Below are 26167 nucleotides of genomic sequence, written 5' to 3' on the forward strand. Positions count from 1 at the left end.
GTCTACTTTCCGTCGGCGGGGTGGGCGGAGGCGGCGTTTGCCTTCTTCGCTGCATTGCGGTCCAAAAAGGCCTGCATCCGGTCGAATTTGGCCTGCGATTCGAAGAGGATGCCCTGGGCCAGCTGGTCGATCAGCGGGTGCGCTTCCGCGGGGGCGTGGAATACGGATTTGGTGATGCGGACGGCCAATGGGTCCTGCCGCCCGATCCTGTTGGCCAGGCTGTGGGCAGCGTCCAGGAGTTCTGCCGGATCGTGGATTTCCGTGATGAGGTTGGCCGCTTTGGCTTCATCGGCGCCAAGGACCAGCCCGGCCAGCAGGATCTGCTTGGCCAGCGGCTCGCCGACGAGTTCCCTGAGCCGCCAGCTTGCACCGGCCGCCGCCAGGATTCCCAGCCCTGTTTCCGGGTTGCCGATCCGTACGTTGGGGGTGCCGATGCGGAAGTCCGCGGCGTAGGCGAGTTCCGCGCCGCCGCCCAGGCAGTAGCCGTCCAGGGCGGCGATGACCGGCATGGGCAGCCTGGCGATCCGGACGAAGATGGTGGAGTTGATGCCCTGCAGGGCGTCATCGCGCCGGCGTTCGCGCAGCTGGGCAATATCGGCACCGGAGGCGAAGACCCCGTCCACGCCGGCGATGATCAGTACCTTGGGGTTCTGTTCCAGGGCTGCGCAGACAGTGTGGAGTTCATCCACCATCTGCTGGTCGATCGCATTCTTCACCTGGGGCCGGTTGAGCAGCACCACCACCCGGTCCTCGCGCTCCTCCACCAGGAGCGCGGAGAAGCTTTCCGCCGCGAGGTCCACCGCGGACGTCATCAGATTTTCTCCAGCAGCATCGCGGTGCCCTGGCCGACGCCAACGCACATGGTGGCCAGGCCGAATTTTGCGTCTTCGCGTTCCATGCGTCCCAGCAGGGTGATGGCGAGCCGTGACCCGCTGGAACCGAGCGGGTGCCCCAGGGCGATGGCGCCGCCGTCGCGGTTCACGATCTCCGGTTCCAGTCCGAGCCGGCGGATGCAGGCCAGGGACTGCGTGGCAAAGGCTTCATTAAGCTCGACGGCGGACAGGTCGCCAACGCTCAGGCCGCTCCGCTTGAGCACCTTCTGGGTGGCGGGGACCGGGCCGATGCCCATGATTTCGGGCTCGCAGCCGGCAGAAGCGCCGTCGATGATGCGGGCACGGGGGATCAGTCCCAGCCGCTCAATGGCTGCTTCCGACGCGACGATAATGGCGGAGGCGCCGTCGTTCAGGGATGACGAGTTCCCGGCCGTCACCACGGACCCGCCGTGCGCCACGGGCTTGAGCCTGGCGAGAACGTCCATGCTGGTACCGGCGCGCGGGCCCTCGTCGGTGTCCACCACGGTCTCTGACTTGCGGGTCTTGACTGTGACGGGCACGATTTCGTCCTTGAACCGGCCGGCCTCGATGGCGTCCAGGGCGAGCTGGTGGGAACGGACGGCGAATGCATCAGCGTCTTGACGGGAGATGCCGTCCACCCGGGCCACTTCCTCCGCCGTTTCCGGCATGGAGTAGGTCATCTTGCCGTCCCGGGACAGGCCGCCGTGCTGGAAGTGGGGATTGGTGAAACGCCAGCCAATGGAGGTGTCGAAGATCTGGCCGGGCTTGGCGAACGCGCTGGTTGGCTTTTCCTGGACCCAGGGGGCGCGGCTCATGGACTCCACGCCGCCGGCGATGACGATGTCCGCGGCTCCGGCCTTGATCATGTGGCTGGCCTGGATGATGGCGCTGAGGCCGGAAGCGCAGAGCCGGTTCACCGTGATTCCCGGAATATGCAGCGGCAGCCCGGCCAGCAGGGTGGCCATCCGGGCCACGTTCCGGTTTTCCTCCCCCGCGCCGTTCGCGTTGCCCAGGATGACTTCGTCGATGCTCTCGGGATCCAGGCCTGCGCGTGCCACGGCTTCGCGGACCACCAGGGCCGCAAGATCATCCGGCCGGACGGAGGACAGGGCGCCCCCGTACCTGCCTACGGGCGTTCGGACCCCGCCAACAAGGAAAGCCTGTGGACCTGCGGTTGCAGCCATGGAAACACCCTTCACGCGATAAACAGCACTGTCATCGGCGGCCGGCGCAGCAGAATCCTCCACTTACCGACCGTTCGTTCTGTAAATGGTACACGGGCGGCCCCGGCCGCGCATCCGGTTACAGGACCCGCACCCCCAGGTGTGCGGCGATCAGCGGCGCCAGGAGGCCCAACTGATACTCATCGATCACAAGCCCGGACATGCTGCCAAGGCCGCTGATCCTGCGGAAGTCCGTGCCCCTGAGGTCGAAGTCCTTCAGCCTGGCGCCCGTCAGATCCAGTGATCCAACGGTGCAGTTTTCCAGCCGCACGCGGGTTGCGCCGGCACCGCCCAGGTCCAGTTCGTTGATGATGCAGCCGCTGATAAGCACGTCCGCGAGTTTGGCGCCGCGGAGGTTGAGGTAGTCCAGCTTGCCGCCGTCGATCCGGACGGACTGCCAGCCGCTTTCATACAATTCGGCGGAGCCCAGGCGCGGGTTGTGAAGCTCCACGTCCCGCCAGGTACTGCGGGCACCCTGGAAGACCGGCGCGTAGGCCTCCGCCAGGATGCAGTCGCGGAACGAGGTGCCGCGGAGCTGCGCCTCGTTGAAAGATGGAGCATCGAACCGGCACTCGGCAAATACGGCTTCACCCAGGTCAAGGCCATCCAGGGCGGCGCGGTTTAACCGCAGGTTTTCGTACCGGTCCCCGCGGCGGAACACCGGCTCCGGCAGTTCTTCAAGATCCTGCAGTTCCACCGCGGAAAGCCGGGGCGGGGCCACCTTGGCCCCCGCCGTGCCACGTCCTTTATCCATAGGCCGAGCCTAACGCTGGGCAGCCGGCAGGCAGCAACTGCAGCCCGGTACTTGAAATAGTAAGCAAGCTTTGTTTATGGTGAAAGGGCACGGTTGATCGACGGAAACGAAAGGAGGCCGGAACCATGGGCCTCGGAGACAAGATCAGTAACGCGGCAGAGGACCTTGGCGGCAAGGCCAAGGAAGCTGCAGGCAACGCGACCGACAACGACCGCCTGAAGGCAGAAGGCCAGGCCGATCAGGTCAAGGCAGACGCCAAGAAGGTGGGCGAAAGCGTGAAGGACGAGTTCAAGCGCAGCTAGTCCTTGCTGGTGCAGCCGCAGCGAACGGCGTGCTGCAACAGCCCAAAACGGCGGCGGATCCAATGGATCGGCCGCCGTTTCGCTGTCCACCCACCATCGAATGCTGAGTATATGCCGTTTTGAAGCCTCAAAACGGCAGTTACTCAGCAATCGATGGGATTACCAGCCGCTGCGGGTTGGCGTGTGCCCCTTTCGGGAATCTTCGGGCATGGTCATCTCGGCCCGGACACCCAGCAGCCGGACAGCGTTGCCGGGTTCGATCTTTGAGACCAGGCCAAGCACCTCTGCCAGGACCACGGCGGGATCGGACGTCTCGGGGATTTTCCGCGCGTAAGTCCTGGTGGTGAACGGGGCGTAGCGGACCTTCAACGTCAGGCCGACCACCGGCCTGCCTTCACCGGTGACATCGTCCATGACGTGCGCGGCCAGCTCCCGGACGGCGTCCTCAATCTGTGCCCGGTCGGTCAGGTCCCGCTGGAAAGTGGTCTCACGGCTGTGCCCGCGCGCCACCCACGGGGTGTCATCGACGGTCCGGGAACCGTCGCCCCGCCCCAGTTGCGCGTACCAGGGCCCCATTTTCGGACCGAATTCGGGAACCAGGTCATCGGGGTTCGCCGCTGCCAGTTCGGCAACGGTCGTGATCCCCAGGGTGGCGAGCCGGCGGGACACCGCCTTTCCCACGCCCCACAGGTCGATGGTGGGCCGCTCCCCCATGACCTCAAGCCAATTCCCTTGCGTGAGGCGGAAAACGCCCGCGGGTTTGCCGAACGTCGTCGCGACCTTGGCCCGGACCAGGGTGTCCCCGACGCCGACGCTGCAGTGCAGCTGGGTTTCCGCCAGGACTGCCTCCTGCAGCCGGCGGGCGAAGGCTTCGGGATCGGCCGTCTCAAGGCCGACGAATGCCTCGTCCCAGCCGAGCACCTGGACGGTGGTTCCGGGCTGGGCGCGCAGGACCGCCATCACCTTTTCGGATGCTTCAAGGTATGCCTCGTGGTCCACCGGCAGGATGACCGCATCGGGCACTTTCCGCGCGGCGATCCGCAGCGGCATTCCGGACCCCACGCCGTAGGCCCGTGCTTCGTAGGACGCCGTGGACACCACTGCCCGCTCCGTGGGGTCGCCGCGGCCGCCCACGATGACCGGCCTGCCTGCAAGTTCGGGACGGCGCAGTACCTCGACGGCGGCGATGAATTGGTCCAGGTCCACATGCAGCACCCACTGTTCGCTCACAAGCCCCAGTCTGCCCCGGCCATGCAGCGCGCACCACCCCGCCTCCCGCGGGCGAATACCGCGGGCGCGAAACGCGCGACATCCCATAGGCTCCCGGTTAGCCTTGGCCCATGACGAACGTTGATCTCAGCGCTGCGGGCACGGCTGCCGGCGGATCCCCTTCCCTGCACGGTTACCTTGCCGTACCTGTTGGACAGGGGCCGTTTCCCGGCGTCGTGATGATCCATGAAGCGTTCGGCCTGGACGACCAGACCCGGCGGCACGCGGACCGGCTGGCCCGGGCCGGTTACCTCACTCTGGCCGTGGACCTGTACAGCGACGGCGGCCCGCGGCGTTGCCTGGTGGGAACCATGCGGGCCATGGCGGCCCGCACGGGGCGTCCCTTCACCGACATCGCCACGGCCCGTACCTGGCTCGCGGAGTCTGAACTGTGCAACGGCAAAACCGGGGTGATCGGCTTCTGTATGGGCGGCGGGTTCGCGCTGCTGGTGGCGCGGGACGGGTTCGACGCCGCTTCCGTCAACTACGGCCGACTCCCGGGCAAGCAGCAGGAACTGGAAGACGCACTGCGCGGCTCCTGCCCCATCGTGGCCAACTACGGTGGCGCGGACAGGTCCCTGAAGGGGGCCGCGTCGCGGCTCGAATCAGCACTGGACCACTTGGGCATCGAGCACAGCGTCAAAGAATTTCCCGGTGCCGGCCACTCCTTCCTCAATGATAAAGAAATGGGGCCGGTTCTCCTCAGGCCGCTGATGCGGGTCATGGGCGTGGGGCCGGACCCGGACTCCGCCCCCGAGGCCTGGCAGCGCATCCAGGACCACTTCGCCAGGTACCTGAAGGACTAAACAGCAGCTGATGGGCTGGGCCTGTCCCGGCACCCCGTGAAAACGCCGACGGCGGGCCACCCACTGAAGGGGCGGCCCGCCGTCGAACGTTGTCCGGAAAGCGCTAGCTGAAGAGCTCGCTCTTGGGCTGGTTGTTCTTGACCTTCTGCCAGCCAAGCCACAGGACCACGGCAAAGAACGGGATGGTGGCCAGCGTCCACAGGCCCAGGTAGAACACTTCGCCGTCCTTGCTGGTCATGGTGTCAAAACCGATGAGCACGGTGATGGCGAGCAGGGCGATGAGGCCGGCCCAGCTGGTCCAGGGTGAGCCCGGCATGGGCAGGCTGGAGACGTTGCCCTTCTTCTTCCGCAGCGCGATCTGGCTGGCGAAGATGGAGCCCCATGTGAAGATCACGCCAATGGAGGCGGTGTTCAGTGCGAGGTCGAAGGCGTGTGAGCCGCCCAGCCAGATGTTGAGGAGGATGCCCACCAAGTAGACGGCGCCGATGGCGAGGATCGCCGCGTAAGGCACGTGGCGGGTGGACATGCGGGTCAGCCACTGCGGCGCGTGGCCGTTGTTGGCCATGGTGCGGAAGATTCGGCCAATCGAGTAGAGGCCCGAATTGCAGGAGGACAAAGCGGCGGTGATCACGATCATGTTCATGACGTCGCCCATCCAGCCCAGGCCCATCTGGCCGAAGACCGTGACGAACGGGGAGGTGCCGGCTTTGTACTGGTCCGAGGGCAGCAGCATGGCGAGCAGGGTCACGGAGCCAACGTAGAACACGACGATACGGACCACGACGGCGCGGATCGCCTTGGGAACTTCGCGTTCCGGGTTCTGCATCTCGCCGGCGGTGATGCCCACCAGTTCGATGGCGTTGTAGGCGAAGATCACGGCGTTCAGCACCAGGATCATGACCAGGGCGCCCTTGGGGAACATGCCGCCGTCGGCCGCGAAGAGGTTGTTGACCGATGCGTGGCCGTCGCCCACCTTGGCGTTGGTGACCACCATGAAGGTGCCCACGGCCAGGAAGATGACGATGGCGGAGACCTTCAGGACGGAAGCCCAGAATTCGAATTCACCGAATGCCTTGACGCTGAACAGGTTCACGGCCACCAGGAGCACCAGGGCTGCGATGGCGGACAGTTCCACGGGGACGTTGGGGAAGAAGAACTGGAAGTACAGGCCGATCGCGATGAGCTCCGCGATGCCGGTCATGGCCCAGTTGATGAAGTACATCCACCCGGAGAGGAAAGCGCCCTTCTTGCCGAACATCTCGCCGGCGTAGCTGACGAACGAGCCGGAGGTCTGGCGGTACATGATGAGCTCGCCCAGGGCCCGCATGAGCAGGTAGGCGATGACGCCGGCGATGGCGTAGGAGAAGATCAGGGCGGGACCGGTGGAGGCGAGGCGGCCGCCGGCACCCATGAAGAGGCCGACGCCGATGGCGCCGCCCATGGCGATCATGGTGACGTGGCGTCGGCCCAGCGTCTTTTTGTAGCCCTCGGCGCTGAGGGAAGGGTCGACGGCGGAGGATGGCGCCGTGCTGTTCTTTAGGTCTGTGGGGGTACTTTGAGGCACAACTGTTCCTTGTGGGTTGGGGGTTGGCCGCATCCGGTCTTCGTATGATCAAGCTCACAAAATTCGGCCTTTAGGCCTGAGGACCAACAGATGTGAGGGTGGATCGGTCGAACTGCCGAAGCTTCACGCGACCTGTACATCTTACAAGACCGTCCGGAGTGGTACGTGACGCGCACTACACCCCGCCGCCCGGCGATAGGCTGGGACCATGGCAACAGCCCACCGCTTACCGCCCGCTCCGCAGCCCCAGCTCTACCGTTTCTCCCCCCTGGACCTGGCGACGCTGTGCCTCTACGTTGCCATTGCGGGGTTCTTCGCGGTGGCCGGAAATGTGCTGGCCCCGCTGCTCCGGCTGGTGGCCCCGTCCCCCGCAGCAGCCTCCTATGCCGTGAACCTGCTGTTCTATGCCTCGGTGGGAATACTCGCCCTCCTGGCCGCCCGCCGGGTGGTGGCGCGGGATCTCAAAGTGCTGGCGACCCGGCCCTGGTTCACCCTGCTGATGGTGCCGGCAGCCGTGATCGCGATGATGATCCTGACCGCCGTCGTGGTGGCCGCGAACGGGCAGGTTGAAACCTCCGCCAACCAGGCCGGACTGCAGGCGCTGATGCAGCAGGTCCCGGCGTGGCTCATGGTGCCTTTGCTGGTGGTGGTGGGTCCGTTCGTGGAGGAGTACATCTTCCGCCACCTGCTCATCGGCAAGATGTCCAGGCGCGTGAACGTCTGGATCTGCTGCGCCCTGTCCGTGGTGCTGTTCGCCGCGCTGCACATCGTGGGGCAGGAGGCGCTGACCCTGACTGCCCTGCTCCCCTACCTGGCCATGGGTGCCACCCTGGTGTCCGTCTACATGTGGACCGGGAAGAACCTCATGTTTTCCTACTTCGTGCACGCCGCCAAGAACCTGCTGGCCGTGATCCTTGTTTACGCCATCCCGCCGGAACTGTTTGACCAGATGCAGAACGTCCAGGCCTAGGCGCGCGCACAGGACCTTCCGCAACGCCCCGGCCGCCCTTACCGTGGACGGATGGGACTGAACATCCAGATTGTTGTCGATTCCGCCCGCCCGCATGAGCTTGCCGATTGGTGGGCCGAAACCCTCCAGTGGGCGGTCGAACCCCAGGACGCCGGGTTCATCCGCTCCATGATCGAGCAGGGCTATGCCACCGAAAACCAGTCCATGACCCACCGCGGCAACCTGGTGTGGAAGGACGGCGCCGCCATCCGCCCGCCGGAGGAGATTGGCTCGCCGGATCCCGAACGGCGCATCCTGTTCCAGACGGCGCCCGAGGGAAAAACGGTGAAGAACCGGGTGCACTGGGACGTCCGGCTGGACGGCAGGGACAAGGATGAGGTGCGGCGCGAACTAGAGGCACGCGGGGCTTCCTTCCTCTGGTCCGCTCGGCAGGGACCGCATTCCTGGCACACCATGGCGGACCCCGAGGGCAACGAGTTCTGCATCAGCTAAGCACGATTACTAGACTTGGACGGTGAGCAACCAGATCCCCGCCCCGGTGTCCGACGTCTTCGATCCCACGCGCTGGCGGGTGGTCTCCGGCTTCGAGGACTTCCAGGACATGACCTACCACCGGCAGGTGGAGCGGGATTCCAGTGGCGTGTGGGTACGTGACCTGCCCACGGTCCGGATCGCGTTCAACCGCCCGGAGGTCCGCAACGCGTTCCGGCCCGGCACCGTGGACGAGCTCTACCGCGCCATGGACCACGCCCGGATGACGCCAGACGTCGCCACCGTCCTGCTGACCGGCAACGGTCCCTCCCCCAAGGACGGCGGTCACTCTTTCTGCTCCGGCGGCGACCAGCGGATCCGGGGACGGGACGGTTACCGGTACGCCGACGGCGAGACCCAGGAAACCATCGACCCCGCCCGGGCCGGCAGGCTGCACATCCTGGAAGTCCAGCGCCTCATGCGCACCATGCCCAAGGTGGTCATCGCCGTCGTCAACGGCTGGGCGGCCGGCGGCGGACACTCGCTGCACGTGGTCTCAGACCTCACCATCGCGTCCCGGCAGCACGGAAAGTTCAAGCAGACGGACGCCACGGTGGGAAGCTTCGACGCCGGCTACGGCTCGGCGCTCCTGGCCCGGCAGGTGGGCCAAAAGACCGCCCGCGAGATTTTCTTCCTGGCCCGCGAATATTCCGCAGAAGACATGGTTCGCATGGGCGCGGTCAACGAGGCCGTGGACCACGAACGCCTGGAGGAGGTGGCGCTCAAGTACGCCGCCGACATCGCCCGGCAGTCCCCGCAGGCCATCCGCATGCTGAAGTTCGCGTTCAACCTGGCCGACGACGGCCTGGCCGGCCAGCAGGTGTTCGCCGGTGAAGCCACCCGGCTGGCCTACATGACGGATGAGGCTGTGGAGGGCAAGGAGGCCTTCCTGCAAAAACGCGACCCCGACTGGTCACGCTTCCCGCACTACTTCTAAGGCAGGACGGCAATGAACAGCGAAGCCTCACCCAGCACTGCCCACGGCGGCCCGCTCAACATCGAACCGGCCCTGAAGGCCCTTGCGGCCGCCCTCCACGGCGAGGGTCCCGCCGTCGAACTGTCCGTTGGACCGGACGGCGGACTGGTGGTGGGCCACGTGGAGACCCCCGGCTGCGACGACGCCGTGGCCGTGGTCCGCACCTCCGGTTCCACTGGCACGCCCAAGGCGACCCTGCTGACCGTGGAGTCCCTGGCGGCGTCCTCGATGGCCACCGCACTGCGGCTCAAGGGCGAGGGCCAGTGGCTGCTGGCGCTGCCCGTGCAGTTCGTGGCCGGCATCCAGGTGCTGGTGCGGTCCCTCTTTGCCGGCACCCGGCCGTGGGTCATGGACATGTCCGGCGGCTTCACCCCGGAGGCCTTCACGTCGGCCGCGCTGGAACTCACGGACAAGATCCGCTTCACTTCCCTGGTTCCCACGCAGCTCCAGCGGCTCCTGGACGATCCTTCGCCGGACACGCTCGCCGTGCTCCGCCGTTTCAACGCCATCCTGCTGGGCGGCGCCCCTGCGTCCCCGGCCCTGCTGGATGCCGCCCGCGACGCAGGAGTACGGGTGGTCACCACGTACGGTTCCGCGGAAACCTCCGGCGGCTGCGTGTACGACGGCTACCCCCTGGAGGGCGTCTCGGTCCGGGTGGGGGAGGACGGCCGGATCCTGCTGGGCGGGGACACCGTGGCTGCCGGGTACATCGAGGCCCCGGATGAGGAAACCGGAACATTCTTCGAGGAGGACGGGGTTCGCTGGTACCGCACCAGCGACCTCGGCACGATTGACGACGACGGCCGGCTCACCGTGCTGGGCCGGGCGGACGACGTCATCATCACCGGCGGCGTCAAGGTCTCGGCCGGCCACGTGCAGGAGCAGCTGGAAAAGTCCGACGCCGTCGCAGCGGCTTTCGTGGCCGGCGTCCCTTCCGCGGAATGGGGCCAGGCCGTGGCGGCCTACGTGGCGCTGGCACCTGAAGGTGCCGCCGGCAACAGTACGGCCGTTGAAGGCGGGCCCGGGCAGGAAGCCGGTGACCCCGGCGTCGTGCTTCAACAGCACTGGCAGCGGCAATTGGGCGTGCTGGCACCCAAAACGGTCCTCACCGCACCTGCCCTGCGGATGCTGCCCAACGGAAAACCGGACCGGCTCGCCATGGCCGCCGAACTCAGCACCCGGCACGGGGGAAAGTAGAGTGGACCTGCACCACCGCGGCCGGTGCACACGTTCCATCCAGCCGTCTTACCGAAACAACACGAGGTACTAACCGTGGCAACAGCCGCCCAATGGATCCAAGGCGCCCGACTCCGGACGCTGCCGGCAGCGATCGCGCCGGTGCTGATCGGCACTGCCGCCGCCTACGAAATGGACTCGTTCCTCCTGCCCAATGCGATCCTCGCGGCGCTGGTGGCGCTCCTGCTCCAGGTGGGCGTGAACTTCGCCAACGACTACTCGGACGGCATCCGCGGGACGGACGATGACCGGGTGGGTCCGCTGCGGCTGGTGGGCTCCGGTGCCGCCAAGCCAGAACACGTCAAATGGGCGGCGTTCGGCGCCTTCGCCCTGGCCATGGTGTTCGGCCTGGTCCTGGTGGTCCTCACCCAGGCATGGTGGCTGATCCTGGTGGGCCTGGGCTGCGTCATGGCCGCGTGGGGTTATACCGGCGGCAAGAACCCCTACGGCTACATGGGCCTGGGCGACCTGTTCGTGTTCGTCTTCTTCGGCCTGGTGGCCACCCTGGGCACCACCTACACGCAGGCCGGACACATCAGCCTGTCCTCTGTCATCGGCGCCATCGGCACCGGGCTGATCGCCACCGCGCTGCTCATGGCCAACAACGTCCGGGATATTCCCACCGACATGCAGGCCGGCAAGAAAACCCTGGCCGTGCGGCTTGGTGACAAGCATGCGCGCGAAAGCTACGTCCTGATGCTTGCCGTGGCCATCCTGCTGGTGGTGATCCTGGCGCCGGGACGGCCGTGGATCCTGATCGTGCTGCTGCTCATTCCGGCCTGCCTGATGCCGGCCTGGCTGATGATCAACGGCCGCAAGCGCAAGAGCCTGATCCCGGTCCTGAAGCAGACCGGCCTGATCAACCTCGGCTACAGCGTGCTGTTCTCACTGGGGCTGGTCCTCAGCCACGGGTTCTAGCTCTTCTTGCCGCTGCCCTTGGCGTTGTTGATGGTGATGTCCGGGTTGGCGTCCAGCAGGGCGTCCTCGGCGTTGGCGTCCTGGACCTCACCGGCCGAACGCATCGGCTTGGCCTTCCCGGAGAAGCGGTGCTGCAGGGCTGCCGAAGCGGCGTCGCGTTGCTTCTGGAAGAACAGGTAGCTGATGGCAAACGCAATGAGTGCGGCGCAGATAACCGCCATCAGCGCCCCGACCTGCAGGAGCGCGAACAGGACAAACAGGGGCACGAAGATTGCCAGGCGGATCAGGGAATATTTCAAAAAGGCCACTATTCAAGTTTAGCCGCCCCGGCCAGCGGCCCCTGCGCGTCCTGACGATAGACTTAATGGCATGCTCTTCCGTGTGGCTTTGGCCGTCGCAGTCCTCGTCATCTTTGTGTATGGCCTGGTGGACGTGATCCGCACTGAAGGCCGCCTGACCCGGGGCATTTCGAAACCCGCGTGGATCATCGTGCAGATCGTCCTCCCCGTCCTCGGCGCCGTCCTGTGGCTGCTGATCGGCCGGCCGCGCGGCACTGCGCAGCCGCGGCCCAGCTACCCGCACCCCACCGCCCCGGATGACGACCCGGACTTCCTCCGCAACCTGGAGGCGCGCCGCCGCAGCCAGGCCGAGGCCGAGCGGCTCAAGAAGCTGCGTGACGAGCTGGAGTCCAAGGCCAAGGAGGACGGCGGGAAGCACCCGCGCGGCACGGACGAACACGATACAGACGGACTGAAATAAGGCCCATGGCGTCCCCGTCCGGAGGAGAAGAGCGGCGGCTGTCCGCTCCCCCACCGAGGCCCGGCCTGTCCTACTCAGCGCCACCGCCCATCCCAGTCACTCCCCCTGCGCCGCGGACCGTCCGCACTGCCCGCTCGCTGTGGCTGTTCAGCTTCGCCGCCGGGCTGGCAGTCCTGCTGGGCTCCTTCGTGGCCCGTGACTCCAATCTGCAGCGGCTTCGCGGGGTGGTGGCGGACATGGCCTCGGGAAGCGATGCGGGATCGGTGGGAACCGCAGCGAACATCGTGTTCTGGGGCAGCATCGGCGCCCTGCTCCTGGTCACCGTGCTGGAGGCCGCTGTACTGGCCGCAGTCATGGGCCGCCGGACCTGGGGCCGCTGGGCCCTGGTGCTGCTGCTGGCCGGCCATCTGCCCATCATGGTCCTTGCGTCCGCGTTCCTGGTCCCCAGTGGCGCCGCGGGCAGTTACGTGGTGATGCTGTGGGGCGCCGAACTTCTCCTGGCCTTCGCCGGGCTGGTGCTCCTGTTCCTGCCGCCCGCGGGAGCCTGGCTGAAGCGTCAGCGTCCGCGGATCTGAGCCGCGCGCGTCCTGACCTTGCCGGCCGCACTATGCCGATTGCGGCTGCCGCGTCCTGCCCGTGCAATCGGCCAGCACGCCCTCGCAGCTGCGGATCACCACCCGGCAGGCTTCCACGGCTGACCGTGCAGTCAGCGGGCTTTCAGCGACCCCGCGCCAGCGGCCCAGCACCTGGCGGGCCTGGGCCGCCAGCACCTCGGGAGCCGAACCGGCCGCCACCCCCAGCCGCTGGGATGCCGTGGCGCCCTGGCCGCCGATGAGCCGTTCAGCTTCGGCCGCCAGTTCCGGGGTCAGTTCCACCCCCGTGGTCCGCAACGCCGCCAGCAGCCGGAGCTCACGGAATTCGTGCGCGCCGGCCTGCAGCCGCTCCAGGGATGCCGCCACCTGCTCCGTTCCCGGCCGGGGCCGGCTGGCCAGGAGGTCTTCCACCGCGGCCAGCGCGGTCCTGGCCTTCAGCGCCCCGGCCCTCGCCTGGAACTGGCGGTCCAGCAGCTCCAGCAGTGGGTCCAGGCCGCTGCGCCGGGCGAGTTCATGGGCCAGGGCTGTGGGCTCCCCGAATCCGTTGCGGACCAGGACCATGGCGAGCCGGATGCCGAAGAGCCCGTAGCGCTCCAGCAGTGATGCCCGGGCCTCTTCCGTCAGTCCCTCCGGTTCGGCGGAGCGGCGGAACCTGTCGGCCGACAGCAGCATCCGTTCGCGTGCGGCGCGGTCCAGGGTGGCAAGCAGCTGGAGGGCCTCGAAGTCCGCCTGGCGCAGGGTGCGGGCGCTTTGGGCCAGGAGCCCTGCCACCGGAACAACGCCCAGCGCCAGCTTCCGAAGGTTGGGGTCCCGGCTGTACCGTTCCGCGATGGTGCCGGCGGACAGCAGGGAATCGATGCGGCCGGCTCCCACCTCGTCGGCCCGGGACAGCACGGCGATGGCGTTGACGGTGCCCGAGCGTCCCGCCCCGATGTCACGGAAGGACTCCAGGAACCGGATATCGGATTCGTGCAGGTGCCGCATCAGGTAGATCACGGCATCAGCCTCCGACGGCGTATCCTCCGGGGTCAGGAACCGGAGGGACCGTGCCGACACATCTTGGGAAAGGGAAGCGATGCCGGGGGTGTCGATCAGCGTCATGGCCTTCAGCGCCGGCGACGGCCATTCGACGTCGAGGCGCTCCACGTCCTCCGCCCGCACGCCGTCCAGGACGAAGACCAGGCGCCCGTCCACGCGCTTCAGCGGGAGGTTCCGGGGCACGCCGTCCGTGGGGTGGACGGTAATGCGGGGTGTGCGTCCGTGCCGGTACCAGGTCACAATCCGGGTGCATTCGCCGGTGTCCGTGGGCGCGATCTCCTCGCCGATGATGGCGTTCAGGAGGGTGGATTTCCCTGCTTTCACCATGCCGGCAACGGCAATCCTCAGGGGCTCGGCCAACCGCTGCGCGTAGCCCTGCAGCGCCTGGACGGCATCCGGGTCATCCGCATAGGCCTCCAGCGCTTCGCGGATCAGTGCCGCGGCTCCGGCTGTGGTGGACGCCGTCATTCCACCCCTGCCGCGGTACGGGTCCCGGCCGCGGCAACCTCCGCTGCCACCGCTTCCGCCGCGCGGTGCAGCGCGTCCACCCGCTTGAGCTCGGCCCTGATGTCCCGGATGCGGCCTTCCTTCTCCTGGGCATACGAGTTGGCTGCCTCTTGGGCTGCTGCCACCGAGTCCGACAACGACCGGTGGTATTCATCGGCGATATCGGTGAAGTGGTCCCTGATGGTCCGCTGAACCAGGCGCAGCCTGTCCTTCAGCTGCTTGCCCACCTGGAAGGTGACATCGTCCAGCTGGCGCCTGACCAGCGCTTTCGCTTCGCCCTGGCGGCGCTTCAGCCGTGTTTCCTTGTCCTCCCGGTAGGCCTTGCGTCCCAGCAGCAGCCCTGCACCCACGGAGAGCGGATTGATCAGGGCCATCCCGAAAATCCCCGTCAGGAGTCCAAACATCAGGACGCCGCCATAGGATCCCCGCATGCCGATGAGGACTTTTTGGATCGGGTTCACGCGGCCGGGATCCAGCCCGGGCATCTGGTCCACCGGGTCCAGGGCGTCCCCGGAGTCGGACACGTGCAGGACGGGCAGTGACACCTCCTCTGCGGCGAAGTGCTCAGCCACCTGCGCGGCCAGCCATTGCGACCGCTCGCTGGTCCAGACAAAGGTGTCCGAGACCGCCGCGGCGACACACTCTTCGAGCCACGCGGAAAATTGCGTCCAGACAGGACCGGGATCGCCCTGGTCGATGGCGTTCTCGGCTTCCCGTTGAATTCGGCGCAGGCGGTCGCGGAGGTCGTATTCCATGTCGGCGATGAGATCGTTGATGCCGTCGCTAAGCGTCAGCTGCCAGCGCGCGGACCGCTTTCGCAGCTCGTCCGCCTCCGTTTTGGCCTGCTCCAGGGCTGCGAGCATCTGCGGCGTGCCGTCGGGGTTTTCCAACGCGTCCAGCTCGGACTGCAGGGACAGGCGCAGGTTTTCGGTGACGGAGAGGAGGTCCTGGCTGACGGAGCGACGCTGGATGCGCTGCGCCTTGCCCACGATGTCGTTTCGCAGGTGTGACACCAGGGCTGGGAAGCCGGATTCGGCGTTCAGCTCGGCGTCCTGGAGGCGTGAGGCCTCGAGGCGGAGGTCTGCGGACAACGGGAACAACGGGATGTCCGGTGCCACCTGGTCCAGGTGGTTCCTGTCCAGCTCTTCAACCCGGCGCCAGTCCGGGTACAGGTCCGTCTTGGAGAGGACGGCGGCAACGCTGGGGGTAATCCGCATGGCCTGGCGCAGGAACCGCAGTTCCGGTTCCGTGTATTCCTGGGAGGCATCCGAGACCAGCAGCATGGCGTCCGCGGTGGGAAGGGCGGTGAGGGTGGTCAGCGTGTGGGTGGAGCCCATGCCGCCCACCCCCGGGGAGTCGATGATGGTCAGTCCCCCGGTGAGGACGCGGCGGGGCAGGCAAACTTCCGCGGCCGCGAGCTTCCGGCTGTTTCCAGGGTTGCCCTGCTCGGAGACGAGTGCCGGCAGCTCTGACAGCTCGATGGGCCGGCGCTCGATGCTGCCGTCCCCGCCGTCGCCCGCAGAGTCGGCCGCCTGGTTGCCGGACTGGTTGTCCGCCGTGGGGACCAGGACGGCCGCCGAGGCCGGTTCGCCGTAGCGGACGATGGTGGGCAGCGAGGTGGCAATATCGTCATCCACCGGGCATACCGGGGCGTTCACCAGGGCGTTGATGAGCTTGCTCTTCCCCTGTTTGAACTCCCCCACCACAATGACCCTGATGCTGGGGTCCTGCAGCCGGACCATGGCCTGGCCCAGCCTCCTGCGCAGGTCCTCGCGGTCCCCGGCACCCACCAGCTGCAGGCCCTGCTCCACGAGCTTGGCCAGCTGTCCGGCCGTCATGGGCCCCGCCGGCCGTGCCGGTCCTGCATCTGCCACAGCCTGTCCCCCTGCCCCAGTGCCAAAAAGATCTGTTCCCGTGAGGCGGATCCGGGTGGTTCGCCTCACGGGAATAGCGTGTTACAGCACGGTGGAGTCGTCAACCACCGAATCGTCGATGGTGGTGTGGTTGTCCAGGTCAACATCCGTGTGCGTGGAGTTGTCCTCCGTGAAATCGAGCTGGTTGTCCGCCACCACCAGGTTGTCTTCAACGATGCTGGTGGCTGGGTTTTCCTGGAACGAGTCGTCCACGTGGACATCCACCGCGGCAGTGGTGGAGCTGTCCTGGTTGAAGGAATCCTCAACCAGGGTGGAGCTGTCCTGGTTGTAGGAGTCGTCAACCGCCACGGAGTTGTGGGTGGAGTTGTCGGAATTGTCGTTGAATGAGTCCCGGACCTCCACGTCCACGTCGGTGCTGGTGGAATGGTCCGAGTAATCCGCGTGGTGGGAATTGTCGGAGTTGTCGTTAAAGGAATCGTCCACGTCCAGGCCGAGATCGGTGTTGAAGGAGTCGGAGATGTCCGTCTGCTCGTTGCCGATGCTGACGTCACTGCCGGCATGGATGGAGTTGTCCGTGGAGTTATCGGTCGAATGGTCGGTGTTGTAGGAGTCCCTGACGTTGTTGGAGTCCCGGACGGCGGCGTCGTCACCTGCGGCCACGGCCTGGTCGCCGGAGGCCACCACGGCATCGTTGTCGAACCACTGCTCCACGTCCCCGTGCGCCCAGATGTTTTGGTTGACGGACTGGTCGGTAATGGTGACGCGGTCATCCAGCATGGTGGTGTTGGTGGTGTAGGAGAAGTGGTTCACCACGTGGTGGAGCTGCTGGACCGCATGGGCGTGGTCGTCCTGGTCGTAGCCGGCGCCCCCCTGCCCGGCAACGGCCCCTCCGCCATGGAGGGCGGAGGGGCCCGCGCCGTGACCGCCCAGCGTCCCTGTCTGTCCGGCCCACACACTGTTGCCGCCGGTTGTGTGCTCCCGGGCGAAGGAGGTGGCATTGACGGTGATGGGAGCGTAGTCGAGGACCACCGGCATGGCGGCGTCAACGTCAGCCGAGCACACGTTGGCCAGGCCGTGTTCCTGCAGTGCCCGCTCGGGGTCATCCAGGAACTCCTGAATCGCCTCCCGGTTGCCGAAGAGCTGCATCAGGAACTGAACAAGGTCGTTTGCGAGTGTTGGCATATGCGTGGTCCTCACATCTTCGTGGAGTTGTGGATCATCCGGTGTACGTATCCGGTTGCTTCAAACCTAAATTCGCCGCCGGGGACGGTGCATCGGGCGCTTTCCCCCTACCCCCGGACGCTGTTCCGGGGCACTGGCACCCCCGTGTCTAGGGGGATTAGGGGTTATTCCTGCTGCGGATTCAGCGGCTGGGAATGTTCCACGCCAAGGGCCAGGCGCAGACGGGCCAGCAGGTCGGAACGGTTTTCCGCTCCCAGCCGGCGCCGGATCCTGGCAATGTGGTGCTCGGCGGTCCTGGGCGAAATGTAGATTGCTTCGCCGATCTCCCGGTAGGTCTTGCCCTCAAGCACCAGCCTGGCCACTTCCTTTTCGCGCTCGCTCAAGCCGGAGGCGTCGGGCTGCCCCGCCTTGCCGGCGTCAGTACCGGTTCCTGCCTGTACCTCCGCCGCCCCTGATGCTCCGGCGGCAGGACTGCCTTGGGGGTGTAGGTCCCGTGCACAGGAGAGCAGGCGCATCATGTCCCGGCGCTCGTCGGCCCGGGCGGCGGCGTGCCCGGCCAGCCGTGCACCCTCCCAGGGCATTCCCACCGCACCCAGGAGCCGGGCAGCACTCTCCACATCGGCGGTTCGGAACCGGCCGGCGAGCACCGAGACCCAGGCTTTGCCCGCCGTGGCGAGCACTGCGGCAAGCTGGCTGTGGGTGGAGGCCCGCGCCAGCGCCGTTGCGTGGGGAGCAAGATCGGCAGGGCTTTCATTCAGCAGCGCAGCCTGGACGGCCGACCAGTGCAGGGGAACGGACCACAGCGCAGGACCACCCAGGCGGCCCAGCAGCTTCCAGGCGTCCTCCAGGTATTGCGCCACCCGGCGCGTCTCGCGCAGCCGGGCCGCGGCGATCAGCAGTTCGCCCCACGGCAGCAGGTTGTAGAGGTCCACCGAGGTGTGGAGCATGGCTTCGCGTGCCCGTTCCCATGCCCGGAGCAGCTCCGGTACGTCGCCGTTCCGGCGTGCAAGCCCCACCTCCAGGGCAGCGCACATGAACTCGTCGCGCGGGACCAGAGGCCAATGGTTGGCTTTGGCCGCTTCCGTGGCTGCCAGGCGGGCGTCCTCGAGTTTGTCCTGCATCATCGCCGCCCAGGCCTGGAGCAGCAGGAGCCTTGGCTGGGCGGCATTGCCTCCCTGTCCGGCTGCGGCTGCCGCCTTGCAGACCGTCTCCGCCAGGTGCGGCTCACCGCTGTGCAGGGCCAGCAGGGCTGCCAGCGCGGCCGGTGTTTCCGGCAGCGGAAGGGCCGTGCCCGCGGAGTTCAGCATGTCCGAGGCATGGATCAGGATGGAGATGCCCTGTTGCGGCTTGTCCCCCAGGGAGGCCAGGATTCCCTGGCCGGTCTGGACCAGGGCGGCCGCAAGCAGCGTTGGGGAGGCCGCCGGAGCATCGGGCCGGAAGAAGGCCTCCGCGGCCGCCCGGTCACCGGCGCCGATCATGGCTACCGCGGCGAGGGGCGCGGAGGGGCCCACCCGTCCGGGACCAAGCCAGCTGTACACGTCGGCTCCCCGGGCCAGCATTCCCCGCTGCGCCCAGACGGAGGCGGCGACATCGGCTCCGCGGCGTACGTCCGGCGGGTCCGGGCTGACCAGGAGCGCGTCGATGATGCGGGCCGCGGCGTCCAGTTCCCCGTCACCGGCTGCGGCCTGGGCGCGCCTGGCTGCGGTGGCCAGCGGGTCGGCGCCGGCCAGGAGCGCTTCCTCGTAGAGTTGGGACGCCAGCCTGGGGTCGTTCTCCAGCACGGCGTTCGCAGCCTGCTCCAGTTCCGCGGCCACCCGTGGATCGGCAAGGCCTCCCCTGGCCAGCTCGCGGGCGAGGTTCCCCAGCGGCTGTCCTGCGGAGGCGAAGACCGTCACGAGCTCACGCTGGAGCGCGTGCACCTTGGCCGTGGGGGTGGCGGTCAGCAGGGCGTGTTGGGCTGTGCCCACCACCGTTCCGTCCGGCCGCAGCAGGCCTGCGGCTTCGGCACGGTCCACCAGGGCATCAAGGTCCTCCACCGTTCCGCTGACGAACTTGTTCTGGAGGTCCGCCGGAAGCGGTCCCGGCAGGGCGAAGCCCACCGAAAGTGCCAGCAGCAGCTCCCGGACGGCAGCGTTTGCACCCTTCAACTGCTTGGCCATCAGCTCCGCGGCGTGGGGCGGATGGCCCTGGTGGTCGGGTGCGGTGAGCAGGGGTACGGGCCGTTCCGCCCGCTGGATGTGTCCGTCCATGTCAGGCCCCCGGAGAGGTGGTCGTGGCCGTTGCGACGGCGGTGTCCGTTGGAGTCACGGTGGACTCCTCCGGCGTGGGTGAAGGTGCAACGGTGGGGGTGGGGGTTAGGTCGGTCGTGGGGGACACGAGCGGGGCACCCGTGGGGGCCGGAGCCGCCATGGTGGTGGGCAGGATGGTGGGGGTCGCTCCCCCGGTGGTGGGGGAAGACGTCCCGGGGTCAGCGGGAGCGGTTCCGGAGCCAAGCGTCGGGTCAATCGTCGTGCCGGGCGACGACGTGCCCGGCGGCGTGGGTGTTGGCGGGGCAGTGGTCGTTGGCGGGGCAGTGGTCGTTGGTGGGGCGGTTGTTGGGGCCGGGGTGCCGGTGGGGGCAGGCCCGGTGGGGACCGGCTGCGTGGTGGCCGTTGGCGTTGCGGGGCCCAGGGTGGCTGAATCGGGAACGATGGCTGTCCCCGGCGTGTTGCCCCCCGTTACTGAGGGCGGATTCGCTGCAGGGGCTTCGCCGGCGGCTACAGGGGCACCCGCAGTGGGGCCGCCGGCCGGGGATTGGCTGCCGGTGGGTGAGGCGGACGCATCGAGTCCGGGCTGCTGGGCGTTTGGCTTCTTGGCGCTGGCCTCGACGCCCGCGAGGGGCTGGGGCGCCGCAACGGCTGCTGCTCCCCCTCCACCTGGTGCTTCCGCCCCGCCGGCGCCTGCGGATCCGCCGCCGGTGCTCGCTCCGGCCTGCGGCACGAACATGGCTGTCAGGCTTCCGAAACCGTCGGGACTCTGGGCGGCAGTGGCGGTGAGGACCGTCAGGAGGGCTGCGGCAGCGGCAACAGCCGTGACGCGGACCGTGGGTTTCGGGGCGTGTGCTCCCCTTTCCCCCCGCCGTGCCGTCTGGACGGTGCCGTGCCCCGCGCCGGCTCCAGCCGTCGTCGTATATTTGCGTGACCAGCTGGGCAGGCCTGGTCCGGAGGGTGCGGGTGGCACCGCGGAGGGCACGACGGCGGGCGGTGCCCCAGCGGCGGACGTTTCAATTCCTGCCGCTTCAGTTTCGAGCGCTGCCGTTTCTGCGTGGGCTGCAGCGTGGGCGAGGAGCGCGGCCACGGCCGCGCCGAGGCAAATGGAGGACTTGGGATCCGCGTCCACGGCAATGGGCCGGTCCAGCTCTTCCGACACCACCTGCGCTACCAGGGGGATCCGGGACGAGCCGCCGATCAGCAGCACCGCGGACAGGTCTGCCGGTTCCAGGTGGAGCTGGGCCAGGGAGCGCTCCAGCGCGTCCACCGTCTCCCGCACGGGCTCTTCAATCAGGGCCTCGAACTCGGAGCGGACCAGGCGGATTTGCTGCTGGACACCGGGCAGGAGCACGGGAATGCTCGCCTCACTGTCCGAGGACAGGGCTTCCTTGGCCTCCACGCATTCGCGCCGGAGGCGGGCCAGCGCCCCGATGGCCGCGGGGTCGGTGGGGTCGAGGTCTGCCAGGGCGCTGCCGGCGTGCCCGGCAACATAGCTGAACACAGCTGCGTCGAAGTCGGCCCCGCCCAGGTCTTCGATGCCCTCCGGACGGCCCAGCAGTTCGAAGCGGCTGCTGCCGGACTTCCGCAGGACCGCGGTATCAAAGGTGCCGCCGCCGAGGTCGTACACCGCGATGGTGCTGCCCTCCTCCACCCGCACCTGCGAGGCGTAGTGCAGTGCCGCGGCTTCGGGTTCGGGAAGGAGGGTGACGTTTTCCAAACCGTGGGCGGCGAGGGCGGCGCGGATGACGGACAGGCGGTGGATGCCCCACGCAGCGGGGTGGGTGAGGTAGACGGCAGACGGCGGGCCCCCCTCGCGTTCGGCCGCGCGGTCTGCCACCCAACGGGCCATGGTGGCGAAGACGTCCTCCGGCTGCAGCGCCAGGGTGCCCAGGATGATGGGAACGTCGTCGCCGATGCGGCGTTTGAATTCCCGCACCACGCGTTCCGGCGAGTCCAGACCGCGGCGTTCCGCGACCTCGCCCACCAGGACAGTGCCTTCCTCCGGGAAGTACACCACGGAGGGAACCGATGCTCCACGCGCGCCCAAAGGCAGGCACTCAGGCACAGCGGAGGGACCATGGTGAAAACGAACAACGGCGGCTGCCGTGAAACTGGTCCCGACGTCTACGGCGAGAGCGTAGCTCATGGTTACCTCGGAAGGCTGGCGGTCCACATGCAAGCTTCATCACAGTGAACGTCACCAACGTAGCATTTCCGACGGACCATCGGACAGCCCTGTTGCTACATCGAATGGTTATTCAGCGGCCAGTTGCCGCGTTGCGGGTGGATTCCCCGCCCAAGACCCGAACGGACCCTTTCTAGAGGCCGGAGTAGGAGTGGAGCCCGTTGAAGAACTGGTTCACGATGGTGAAGTTGAAGATCACGCACAGGTAGCCCACGATCGACAGCCACGCGGCGCGTGTCCCGGTCCAGCCGCGGGTGGCACGGGCGTGCAGGTATCCGGCGTAGACAACCCAGATCACGAACGTCCACACCTCTTTGGTGTCCCAGCCCCAGAACCGGCCCCATGCTTTTTCCGCCCAGATGGCACCGAACATGAGGGTGAAGGTCCAGCCGATGAAGGCGATGGCGTTGATCCGGTAGGAGAGGTTCTCCAGGCTCAGCGCGGAGGGCACCAGGCGCATGAAACCGAGCTTGTCGGCGCCGCCGGCTGCAACGGTCTTCTGCCGGTGGGACTGCACCAGCTGCAGGGCGGACATCGCGAACGTCAGGGTGAACAGGGCCGAGGAAAGCACGGCAATGGATACGTGGATGACCAGCCAGTAGCTCTGGAGGGCGGGGACCAGGTGGCCCACGGGGGTCCAGAAGGCCACGGAGGCAGCCACCAGCATGATGATTACCAGGCCCACCACGAAGGTGCCCAGGAAGCGCAGGTCGCGCCGGATCAGGGAGAGCAGGAAGACGGCCGCCACCAGGAACGCGCCGGTGGTGAGGAACTCGTACATGTTGCCCCACGGCACGCGGCCCGCGCCCAAGGCTCTGGTGACCACGCCAGCGCCGTGGATGAGGACGGCGAGGGTGGTCAGGGCCACGGCGACCCGCGCCGGAACCCGGCGCTCCGTGGCGTACTTCATGTCGCCGTCGGCCGTGACGACACCGCCGGCCCCTGCGCCGCCGGCCTTGGCAGCGGACGACGACGGACGCTCGGCCCGGTCAGCGGGCCCGTCCAGGCGCGCCCCTGCGGAGGCGGCGCCGACACCGGCCGCAACCGGAACCTTGGTGGCAGCCCCGGCCTGCGCGGCCTTGAGGTCAACTGCGCGCAGGGCCTTGCTGCTCTTGGCCAGGTCCCAGGCGAAGGCAATGAAGGCCACTGTGTAGGTGCCCGCCGCCAGCAGCATGAAGAGTTCGCTGTACTGGCCCATGGTTTCGTTGATTCCAAATGGCATTACTGGTCCTTTTCGGGCCCTGTGGGGCCTGCTGGGGTGGTGACGGAGCCTTCGGCCTTTTCGGCGGAGCCTGCGACATTATCGCCTGTCCGGCTGGGAGTTTGCTGGGACGGGGCAGTATTTTCGGGGGCAGCAGCTTCAGGCGCAGCCTCGTCGGGCAGCTGCCACTCGGCGGCGAACAGTTTCCGCAGCGCGGCCGCCTCACCCGCCAGCCGGTGGTCCTCGCCGCGGGCGAGCAGCCCGTATTCCACCATGGTGCGGCCGTCGTCAGCGGTGCCGGTGCGTACCCAGACGCGCCGGCGGTTGACGTAGAGCGAAAGGATCAGGCCGGCCACGGCCAGCAAGGCGAAGATCAGGGCGTACAGCTGCCCGGGGTTGTGGTGGATGTCCACGCCGATGTACCGCTTCACGCCGTCGAAGCTGATGCTGCCCTTGCCGTCCGGCAGGGTGTAGGTGGAGCCGGGTGCCAGCGTGATGCCCCCGGCCGCCAGGTTCCTGGCGTTGAGCGGGGTCAGGTTCTTGACGTCCAGTTCGAAGACGTTCTGCGGAGCACCCTTGTTCAGGCCCAGGTCGCCGTAGTAGGAGTTCAGGGTCAGCTGCGGGTTGAACAGCTCAGGGTCGGCGCTGAACGAGACGTTCTTGTCCGTCACAAACGCGGTGGGGAGGAAGAAGCCCACGAAGCCCAGCTGGTCCGGCTGGGCGTCGGGGACCTTGATCACCACGGAGGAGTAGTAGTTCTCGCCCTGCAGCTTGGCCACCACCGGGCCCTGCATGGCCACGTTGCCCGCCCCGTCCCGGATTGTCACCACCGGCGCGTAGCCGTTGCCGGTGAGGTAGATGCTGGTGCCGCCCAGGCTCACGGGGTCGTTGACCTTCAGGATCTCCTGCTTGGGCGGAGCGTCCGGGTTTTCCTTGGTGGTCACAGTGGCGGCGAAATCGATGGGCTGGCCGAACTTGCCCCGGGATTCGCGGTCGAAGGTGATGTTGAACTTGTCCAGCTGGAGCGAGTACGGCTGGAGCTGGCTGGACTGGAAGTTGGTGCCCGGGTTGAACTGGTCATAGCCCACCAGGGTGTTCACAAATGTGTCGCCTTCCACCAGGATGCGCTGGCCGCTGTATCCGAACAGGCCACCGGCAGCCACGGACACCAGCACGCCGATAAGCGACGTGTGGAAGACCAGGTTGCCCACTTCCTTCATGAAGCCGCGTTCGGCACCCAGGGACGGAAGGGCGCCGTCGGCATCCCTGACCTCCACCCGGTAGCCGCGCTTCCGCAGCAGTCCGGCCGCACCGTTGATGGCGTCCGACGCCGGGACGGCGCCACTGGCGGGGATCACCAGGGTGCCGTATTCGGGCAGCCGGGACAGACGCTGCGGGGTCCGTGGCGGCTGTGAGCGCATGGCCTTGTAATGGGCGATGGCGCGCGGCACCACGCAACCGATCAGGGAGATGAACAGCAGAAGGTAGATCGCCGAGAACCACGCCGAGGAGTAGACGTCGTAGAGCTGCAGGGAGTCCAGCAGCTTGCCGTAGTCCGGGTGGTCCTTGATGTACTGGGTCACCACGGCCGGGTTGGCGGGCCGCTGCGGGAACAGTGATCCGGGGACGGCGGCGACGGCGAGGAGCAGCAGCAGGAACAGCGCGGTGCGCATGCTGGTCAGCTGGGTCCAGGCCCACCGGAGCATGCCCTTGGGGCCCAGGGCCGGGAGGGCGGCCTGCGCCTTCGCCTCTGCGACAGGGGCGGATTGCTTCTTCTTTACGTTCACACGCTCGCTCATCAGATCGGCAACTTCACATCGGTTTGGAACCAGTACTGCAGCCCGGTCACCCAGGCACCCCACACGCCGGTGGCCATCAGCAGCCCGAGCACCACCAGGATCCCGCCGCCGGTCCGCTGGATGGCCAGGCGGTGTTTGCGGAAGAACGCCATGACGCCCATGCCCCGGCGCAGGGCCAGCGCGATCAGCAGGAACGGGATGCCCAGTCCCAGGCTGTACACAAAGGCAAGGAAGGCGCCCTTGGCGGCCGAGGATCCGCCGGAAAGGCTTAACAGCTGCACGGCGGAGTACGTGGGGCCGATGCACGGGGCCCAGCCCAGGCCGAAGGTCAGGCCCAGCAGGGGCGCTCCCCAGAGCCCGGCGGGCGGCTTGGCATGGATCTTCGCGTCGCGCTGCAGCCAGCTGAAGCCGCCCATGAAGACGACGCCCATGATGATGACCAGGATCCCCAGGAGCTGGGTGATCCAGGCGTTCTGGCTGCCCGTGATCAGGGTACCCAGCTGGCCGAACGCGCCGCCCAGCAGGACGAAGATCACGGAAAAGCCCAGGACGAACAGCCCGATGCCTGCCAGCATCCGGCCGCGTTTCTGCTTTTGCAGGTCCACGCCGCTCAGGCCGGTGACATATCCCAGGTAACCGGGCACCAGGGGAAGGACACAGGGGGAAAGGAAGGACACCAGTCCGGCGAGCAGGGCCACCGGAATGGCCAGTAGGAGGGAGCCACTGAGGATGGCTTCGGCGAAGGGGCTGTTCACGGTCCCGGCCTGTCCCTATTCCGCCACGGCGGCGGTGATGAGGGCTTTCAGGGTGCCCTCCTCGATTTCGCCGAGGACGCGGGAGGCCACCCGCCCCTGCTTGTCCAGCACCAGGGTGGTGGGCACGGCACCGGGCGGCACCAGGCCGGACACGGACAGCAGGACGCCGCCGTCCTTGTCGTCGAAGCTGGGGTAGGTCAGGTTGAAGGTTTTCTCGAAAGCCTCTGCCGTGGGCTTCTCGTCCCGGAGGTTGACGCCGAAGAACTGCACGCCCTGGTCCTTGAACTCCTGGTGCAGTTCCTCAAGGAGCGGCGCTTCCACGCGGCAGGGGGCGCAGGCGGCAAACCAGAAGTTCAGGACGCTGACCTTGCCCTGGAAGTCGGCCGGGGTGACGGCGGCGCCGCTGAAGAGCGCACCCTGGATCTGTACGGCTTCCTTGCGGTCCCCGGCGGCGAACTCGGTCACGGAGCCGTCGCCGGCAACGTAGTTCTTGTTGTCTCCCGCCTTGGCCTGCTTGGCCAGCGCATCCTCCTGGGCACAACCGGAGAGGCCAAGGGTCAGCGCGGTCAAGGCCATGCCGCCTGCTGCAAGCATGCTGCGGCGCGAGGGAAGGTTGTTGTTG

At 67.4% G+C, this 26167-nt stretch carries 24 protein-coding genes; 9 read left to right on the forward strand and 15 right to left on the reverse strand.

What is annotated here, in order from left to right:
* Positions 1 to 2: 2 nt before the first annotated feature.
* The 3 genes from VIK36_RS17785 to VIK36_RS17795 all read right to left on the reverse strand — a co-directional run bounded on the left by VIK36_RS17785 (position 3) and on the right by VIK36_RS17795 (position 2831).
* Complete coding sequence (locus tag VIK36_RS17785; RefSeq protein ID WP_255173183.1) at positions 3 to 812, reverse strand: enoyl-CoA hydratase/isomerase family protein; 810 nt, start codon at positions 810 to 812, stop codon at positions 3 to 5.
* Positions 812 to 2038, reverse strand: a complete 1227-nt coding sequence (locus VIK36_RS17790) for a thiolase family protein (RefSeq protein WP_324643006.1) — start codon at positions 2036 to 2038, stop codon at positions 812 to 814. Before VIK36_RS17790 ends, VIK36_RS17785 begins: the two co-directional genes overlap by 1 nt.
* 118 nt (positions 2039 to 2156) lie before the next feature.
* On the reverse strand, positions 2157 to 2831 hold the full coding sequence (locus VIK36_RS17795) for a pentapeptide repeat-containing protein (protein ID WP_324643007.1): 675 nt from the start codon (positions 2829 to 2831) through the stop codon (positions 2157 to 2159).
* Between the two features lie 125 nt (positions 2832 to 2956).
* On the opposite strand from VIK36_RS17795, the gene VIK36_RS17800 reads away from it, so the two are divergent.
* Positions 2957 to 3133 carry a CsbD family protein gene (locus VIK36_RS17800; protein ID WP_255173186.1) on the forward strand — a complete coding sequence of 59 codons (177 nt, stop codon included), beginning with the start codon at positions 2957 to 2959 and terminating at the stop codon, positions 3131 to 3133.
* A 159-nt stretch (positions 3134 to 3292) separates the two neighbouring features.
* Here the strand turns inward: VIK36_RS17800 and VIK36_RS17805 are convergent, their stop codons facing one another.
* Positions 3293 to 4348, reverse strand: coding sequence for a DNA polymerase IV (locus VIK36_RS17805; RefSeq protein WP_324645306.1), 1056 nt, complete (start codon positions 4346 to 4348; stop codon positions 3293 to 3295).
* A gap of 125 nt (positions 4349 to 4473) precedes the next feature.
* Between VIK36_RS17805 and VIK36_RS17810 the strand changes: the two genes are divergently transcribed.
* Positions 4474 to 5208, forward strand: coding sequence for a dienelactone hydrolase family protein (locus VIK36_RS17810; RefSeq protein WP_324643008.1), 735 nt, complete (start codon positions 4474 to 4476; stop codon positions 5206 to 5208).
* Between the two features lie 103 nt (positions 5209 to 5311).
* Here VIK36_RS17810 and VIK36_RS17815 read toward each other — a convergent pair whose 3' ends face one another.
* On the reverse strand, positions 5312 to 6772 hold the full coding sequence (locus tag VIK36_RS17815; RefSeq protein WP_255173188.1) for an amino acid permease: 1461 nt from the start codon (positions 6770 to 6772) through the stop codon (positions 5312 to 5314).
* A 208-nt stretch (positions 6773 to 6980) separates the two neighbouring features.
* On the opposite strand from VIK36_RS17815, the gene VIK36_RS17820 reads away from it, so the two are divergent.
* From VIK36_RS17820 to VIK36_RS17840, 5 genes are all read left to right on the forward strand, one after another.
* A complete protein-coding gene (locus VIK36_RS17820; RefSeq protein ID WP_255173189.1) occupies positions 6981 to 7742 on the forward strand; it encodes a CPBP family intramembrane glutamic endopeptidase in 762 nt (253 codons plus the stop codon).
* A gap of 51 nt (positions 7743 to 7793) precedes the next feature.
* Entirely contained in the window at positions 7794 to 8234 is a 441-nt protein-coding gene (locus tag VIK36_RS17825; RefSeq protein WP_324643011.1) for a VOC family protein, read from the forward strand.
* A 22-nt stretch (positions 8235 to 8256) separates the two neighbouring features.
* Positions 8257 to 9210 carry a 1,4-dihydroxy-2-naphthoyl-CoA synthase gene (locus VIK36_RS17830; protein WP_324643012.1) on the forward strand — a complete coding sequence of 318 codons (954 nt, stop codon included), beginning with the start codon at positions 8257 to 8259 and terminating at the stop codon, positions 9208 to 9210.
* Between the two features lie 12 nt (positions 9211 to 9222).
* Positions 9223 to 10446 carry an AMP-binding protein gene (locus VIK36_RS17835; protein WP_324643013.1) on the forward strand — a complete coding sequence of 408 codons (1224 nt, stop codon included), beginning with the start codon at positions 9223 to 9225 and terminating at the stop codon, positions 10444 to 10446.
* 75 nt (positions 10447 to 10521) lie between these two features.
* Complete coding sequence (locus VIK36_RS17840) at positions 10522 to 11403, forward strand: 1,4-dihydroxy-2-naphthoate polyprenyltransferase (RefSeq protein ID WP_255173193.1); 882 nt, start codon at positions 10522 to 10524, stop codon at positions 11401 to 11403.
* On the opposite strand, the gene VIK36_RS17845 is transcribed toward VIK36_RS17840, so the two are convergent.
* Complete coding sequence (locus VIK36_RS17845) at positions 11400 to 11711, reverse strand: DUF4229 domain-containing protein (RefSeq protein WP_224026972.1); 312 nt, start codon at positions 11709 to 11711, stop codon at positions 11400 to 11402. The two genes, VIK36_RS17840 and VIK36_RS17845, sit on opposite strands and share 4 nt — an antisense overlap.
* Before the next feature lie 61 nt (positions 11712 to 11772).
* On the opposite strand from VIK36_RS17845, the gene VIK36_RS17850 reads away from it, so the two are divergent.
* Together VIK36_RS17850 and VIK36_RS17855 are read left to right on the forward strand one after the other, a co-directional pair.
* Complete coding sequence (locus tag VIK36_RS17850; RefSeq protein ID WP_324643014.1) at positions 11773 to 12162, forward strand: PLD nuclease N-terminal domain-containing protein; 390 nt, start codon at positions 11773 to 11775, stop codon at positions 12160 to 12162.
* Between the two features lie 5 nt (positions 12163 to 12167).
* Positions 12168 to 12737, forward strand: a complete 570-nt coding sequence (locus VIK36_RS17855; protein WP_324643015.1) for a hypothetical protein — start codon at positions 12168 to 12170, stop codon at positions 12735 to 12737.
* A gap of 30 nt (positions 12738 to 12767) precedes the next feature.
* Here VIK36_RS17855 and VIK36_RS17860 read toward each other — a convergent pair whose 3' ends face one another.
* The 9 genes from VIK36_RS17860 to VIK36_RS17900 all read right to left on the reverse strand — a co-directional run bounded on the left by VIK36_RS17860 (position 12768) and on the right by VIK36_RS17900 (position 26139).
* The gene (locus VIK36_RS17860) at positions 12768 to 14261 is read right to left on the reverse strand and encodes a dynamin family protein (protein WP_324643017.1); all 1494 of its coding nucleotides are present in this window, start codon (positions 14259 to 14261) and stop codon (positions 12768 to 12770) included.
* Positions 14258 to 16138: a dynamin family protein gene (locus VIK36_RS17865; RefSeq protein ID WP_324645307.1), complete on the reverse strand. Its 1881-nt coding sequence runs from the start codon at positions 16136 to 16138 to the stop codon at positions 14258 to 14260. The genes VIK36_RS17860 and VIK36_RS17865 overlap by 4 nt, the downstream gene beginning before the upstream one ends.
* A 117-nt stretch (positions 16139 to 16255) precedes the next feature.
* Positions 16256 to 17356: an IniB N-terminal domain-containing protein gene (locus VIK36_RS17870; RefSeq protein WP_324643018.1), complete on the reverse strand. Its 1101-nt coding sequence runs from the start codon at positions 17354 to 17356 to the stop codon at positions 16256 to 16258.
* A gap of 164 nt (positions 17357 to 17520) precedes the next feature.
* Positions 17521 to 19605 carry a LuxR C-terminal-related transcriptional regulator gene (locus tag VIK36_RS17875; protein WP_324643019.1) on the reverse strand — a complete coding sequence of 695 codons (2085 nt, stop codon included), beginning with the start codon at positions 19603 to 19605 and terminating at the stop codon, positions 17521 to 17523.
* A gap of 1 nt (position 19606) precedes the next feature.
* Entirely contained in the window at positions 19607 to 21751 is a 2145-nt protein-coding gene (locus tag VIK36_RS17880; RefSeq protein ID WP_324643020.1) for an Hsp70 family protein, read from the reverse strand.
* Between the two features lie 172 nt (positions 21752 to 21923).
* Positions 21924 to 23012, reverse strand: a complete 1089-nt coding sequence (ccsB, locus tag VIK36_RS17885; protein WP_255173198.1) for a c-type cytochrome biogenesis protein CcsB — start codon at positions 23010 to 23012, stop codon at positions 21924 to 21926.
* Complete coding sequence (resB, locus tag VIK36_RS17890; RefSeq protein WP_255173199.1) at positions 23012 to 24790, reverse strand: cytochrome c biogenesis protein ResB; 1779 nt, start codon at positions 24788 to 24790, stop codon at positions 23012 to 23014. The genes ccsB and resB overlap by 1 nt, the downstream gene beginning before the upstream one ends.
* Positions 24790 to 25545 carry a cytochrome c biogenesis CcdA family protein gene (locus VIK36_RS17895; protein ID WP_324643022.1) on the reverse strand — a complete coding sequence of 252 codons (756 nt, stop codon included), beginning with the start codon at positions 25543 to 25545 and terminating at the stop codon, positions 24790 to 24792. The genes resB and VIK36_RS17895 overlap by 1 nt, the downstream gene beginning before the upstream one ends.
* A gap of 15 nt (positions 25546 to 25560) precedes the next feature.
* Positions 25561 to 26139, reverse strand: coding sequence for a TlpA disulfide reductase family protein (locus VIK36_RS17900; protein WP_324645308.1), 579 nt, complete (start codon positions 26137 to 26139; stop codon positions 25561 to 25563).
* Between the last annotated feature and the right edge of the window lie 28 nt (positions 26140 to 26167).

This window comes from Pseudarthrobacter sp. LT1 (assembly GCF_035621795.1).
GTDB lineage: Bacteria > Actinomycetota > Actinomycetes > Actinomycetales > Micrococcaceae > Arthrobacter.

Excerpts from the sequence above, each read along its gene's own strand:
- VIK36_RS17785 (WP_255173183.1), bottom strand. The coding sequence starts at position 812 with ATGACGTCCGCGGTGGACCTCGCGGCGGAAAGCTTCTCCGCGCTCCTG.
- VIK36_RS17790 (WP_324643006.1), bottom strand. The coding sequence starts at position 2,038 with ATGGCTGCAACCGCAGGTCCACAGGCTTTCCTTGTTGGCGGGGTCCGA.
- VIK36_RS17795 (WP_324643007.1), bottom strand. The coding sequence starts at position 2,831 with ATGGATAAAGGACGTGGCACGGCGGGGGCCAAGGTGGCCCCGCCCCGG.
- VIK36_RS17800 (WP_255173186.1), top strand. The coding sequence starts at position 2,957 with ATGGGCCTCGGAGACAAGATCAGTAACGCGGCAGAGGACCTTGGCGGC.
- VIK36_RS17810 (WP_324643008.1), top strand. The coding sequence starts at position 4,474 with ATGACGAACGTTGATCTCAGCGCTGCGGGCACGGCTGCCGGCGGATCC.
- VIK36_RS17820 (WP_255173189.1), top strand. The coding sequence starts at position 6,981 with ATGGCAACAGCCCACCGCTTACCGCCCGCTCCGCAGCCCCAGCTCTAC.
- VIK36_RS17825 (WP_324643011.1), top strand. The coding sequence starts at position 7,794 with ATGGGACTGAACATCCAGATTGTTGTCGATTCCGCCCGCCCGCATGAG.
- VIK36_RS17835 (WP_324643013.1), top strand. The coding sequence starts at position 9,223 with ATGAACAGCGAAGCCTCACCCAGCACTGCCCACGGCGGCCCGCTCAAC.
- VIK36_RS17850 (WP_324643014.1), top strand. The coding sequence starts at position 11,773 with ATGCTCTTCCGTGTGGCTTTGGCCGTCGCAGTCCTCGTCATCTTTGTG.
- VIK36_RS17855 (WP_324643015.1), top strand. The coding sequence starts at position 12,168 with ATGGCGTCCCCGTCCGGAGGAGAAGAGCGGCGGCTGTCCGCTCCCCCA.
- VIK36_RS17860 (WP_324643017.1), bottom strand. The coding sequence starts at position 14,261 with ATGACGGCGTCCACCACAGCCGGAGCCGCGGCACTGATCCGCGAAGCG.
- VIK36_RS17865 (WP_324645307.1), bottom strand. The coding sequence starts at position 16,138 with ATGACGGCCGGACAGCTGGCCAAGCTCGTGGAGCAGGGCCTGCAGCTG.
- VIK36_RS17870 (WP_324643018.1), bottom strand. The coding sequence starts at position 17,356 with ATGCCAACACTCGCAAACGACCTTGTTCAGTTCCTGATGCAGCTCTTC.
- VIK36_RS17875 (WP_324643019.1), bottom strand. The coding sequence starts at position 19,605 with ATGGACGGACACATCCAGCGGGCGGAACGGCCCGTACCCCTGCTCACC.
- VIK36_RS17880 (WP_324643020.1), bottom strand. The coding sequence starts at position 21,751 with ATGAGCTACGCTCTCGCCGTAGACGTCGGGACCAGTTTCACGGCAGCC.
- ccsB (WP_255173198.1), bottom strand. The coding sequence starts at position 23,012 with ATGCCATTTGGAATCAACGAAACCATGGGCCAGTACAGCGAACTCTTC.
- resB (WP_255173199.1), bottom strand. The coding sequence starts at position 24,790 with ATGAGCGAGCGTGTGAACGTAAAGAAGAAGCAATCCGCCCCTGTCGCA.
- VIK36_RS17900 (WP_324645308.1), bottom strand. The coding sequence starts at position 26,139 with ATGCTTGCAGCAGGCGGCATGGCCTTGACCGCGCTGACCCTTGGCCTC.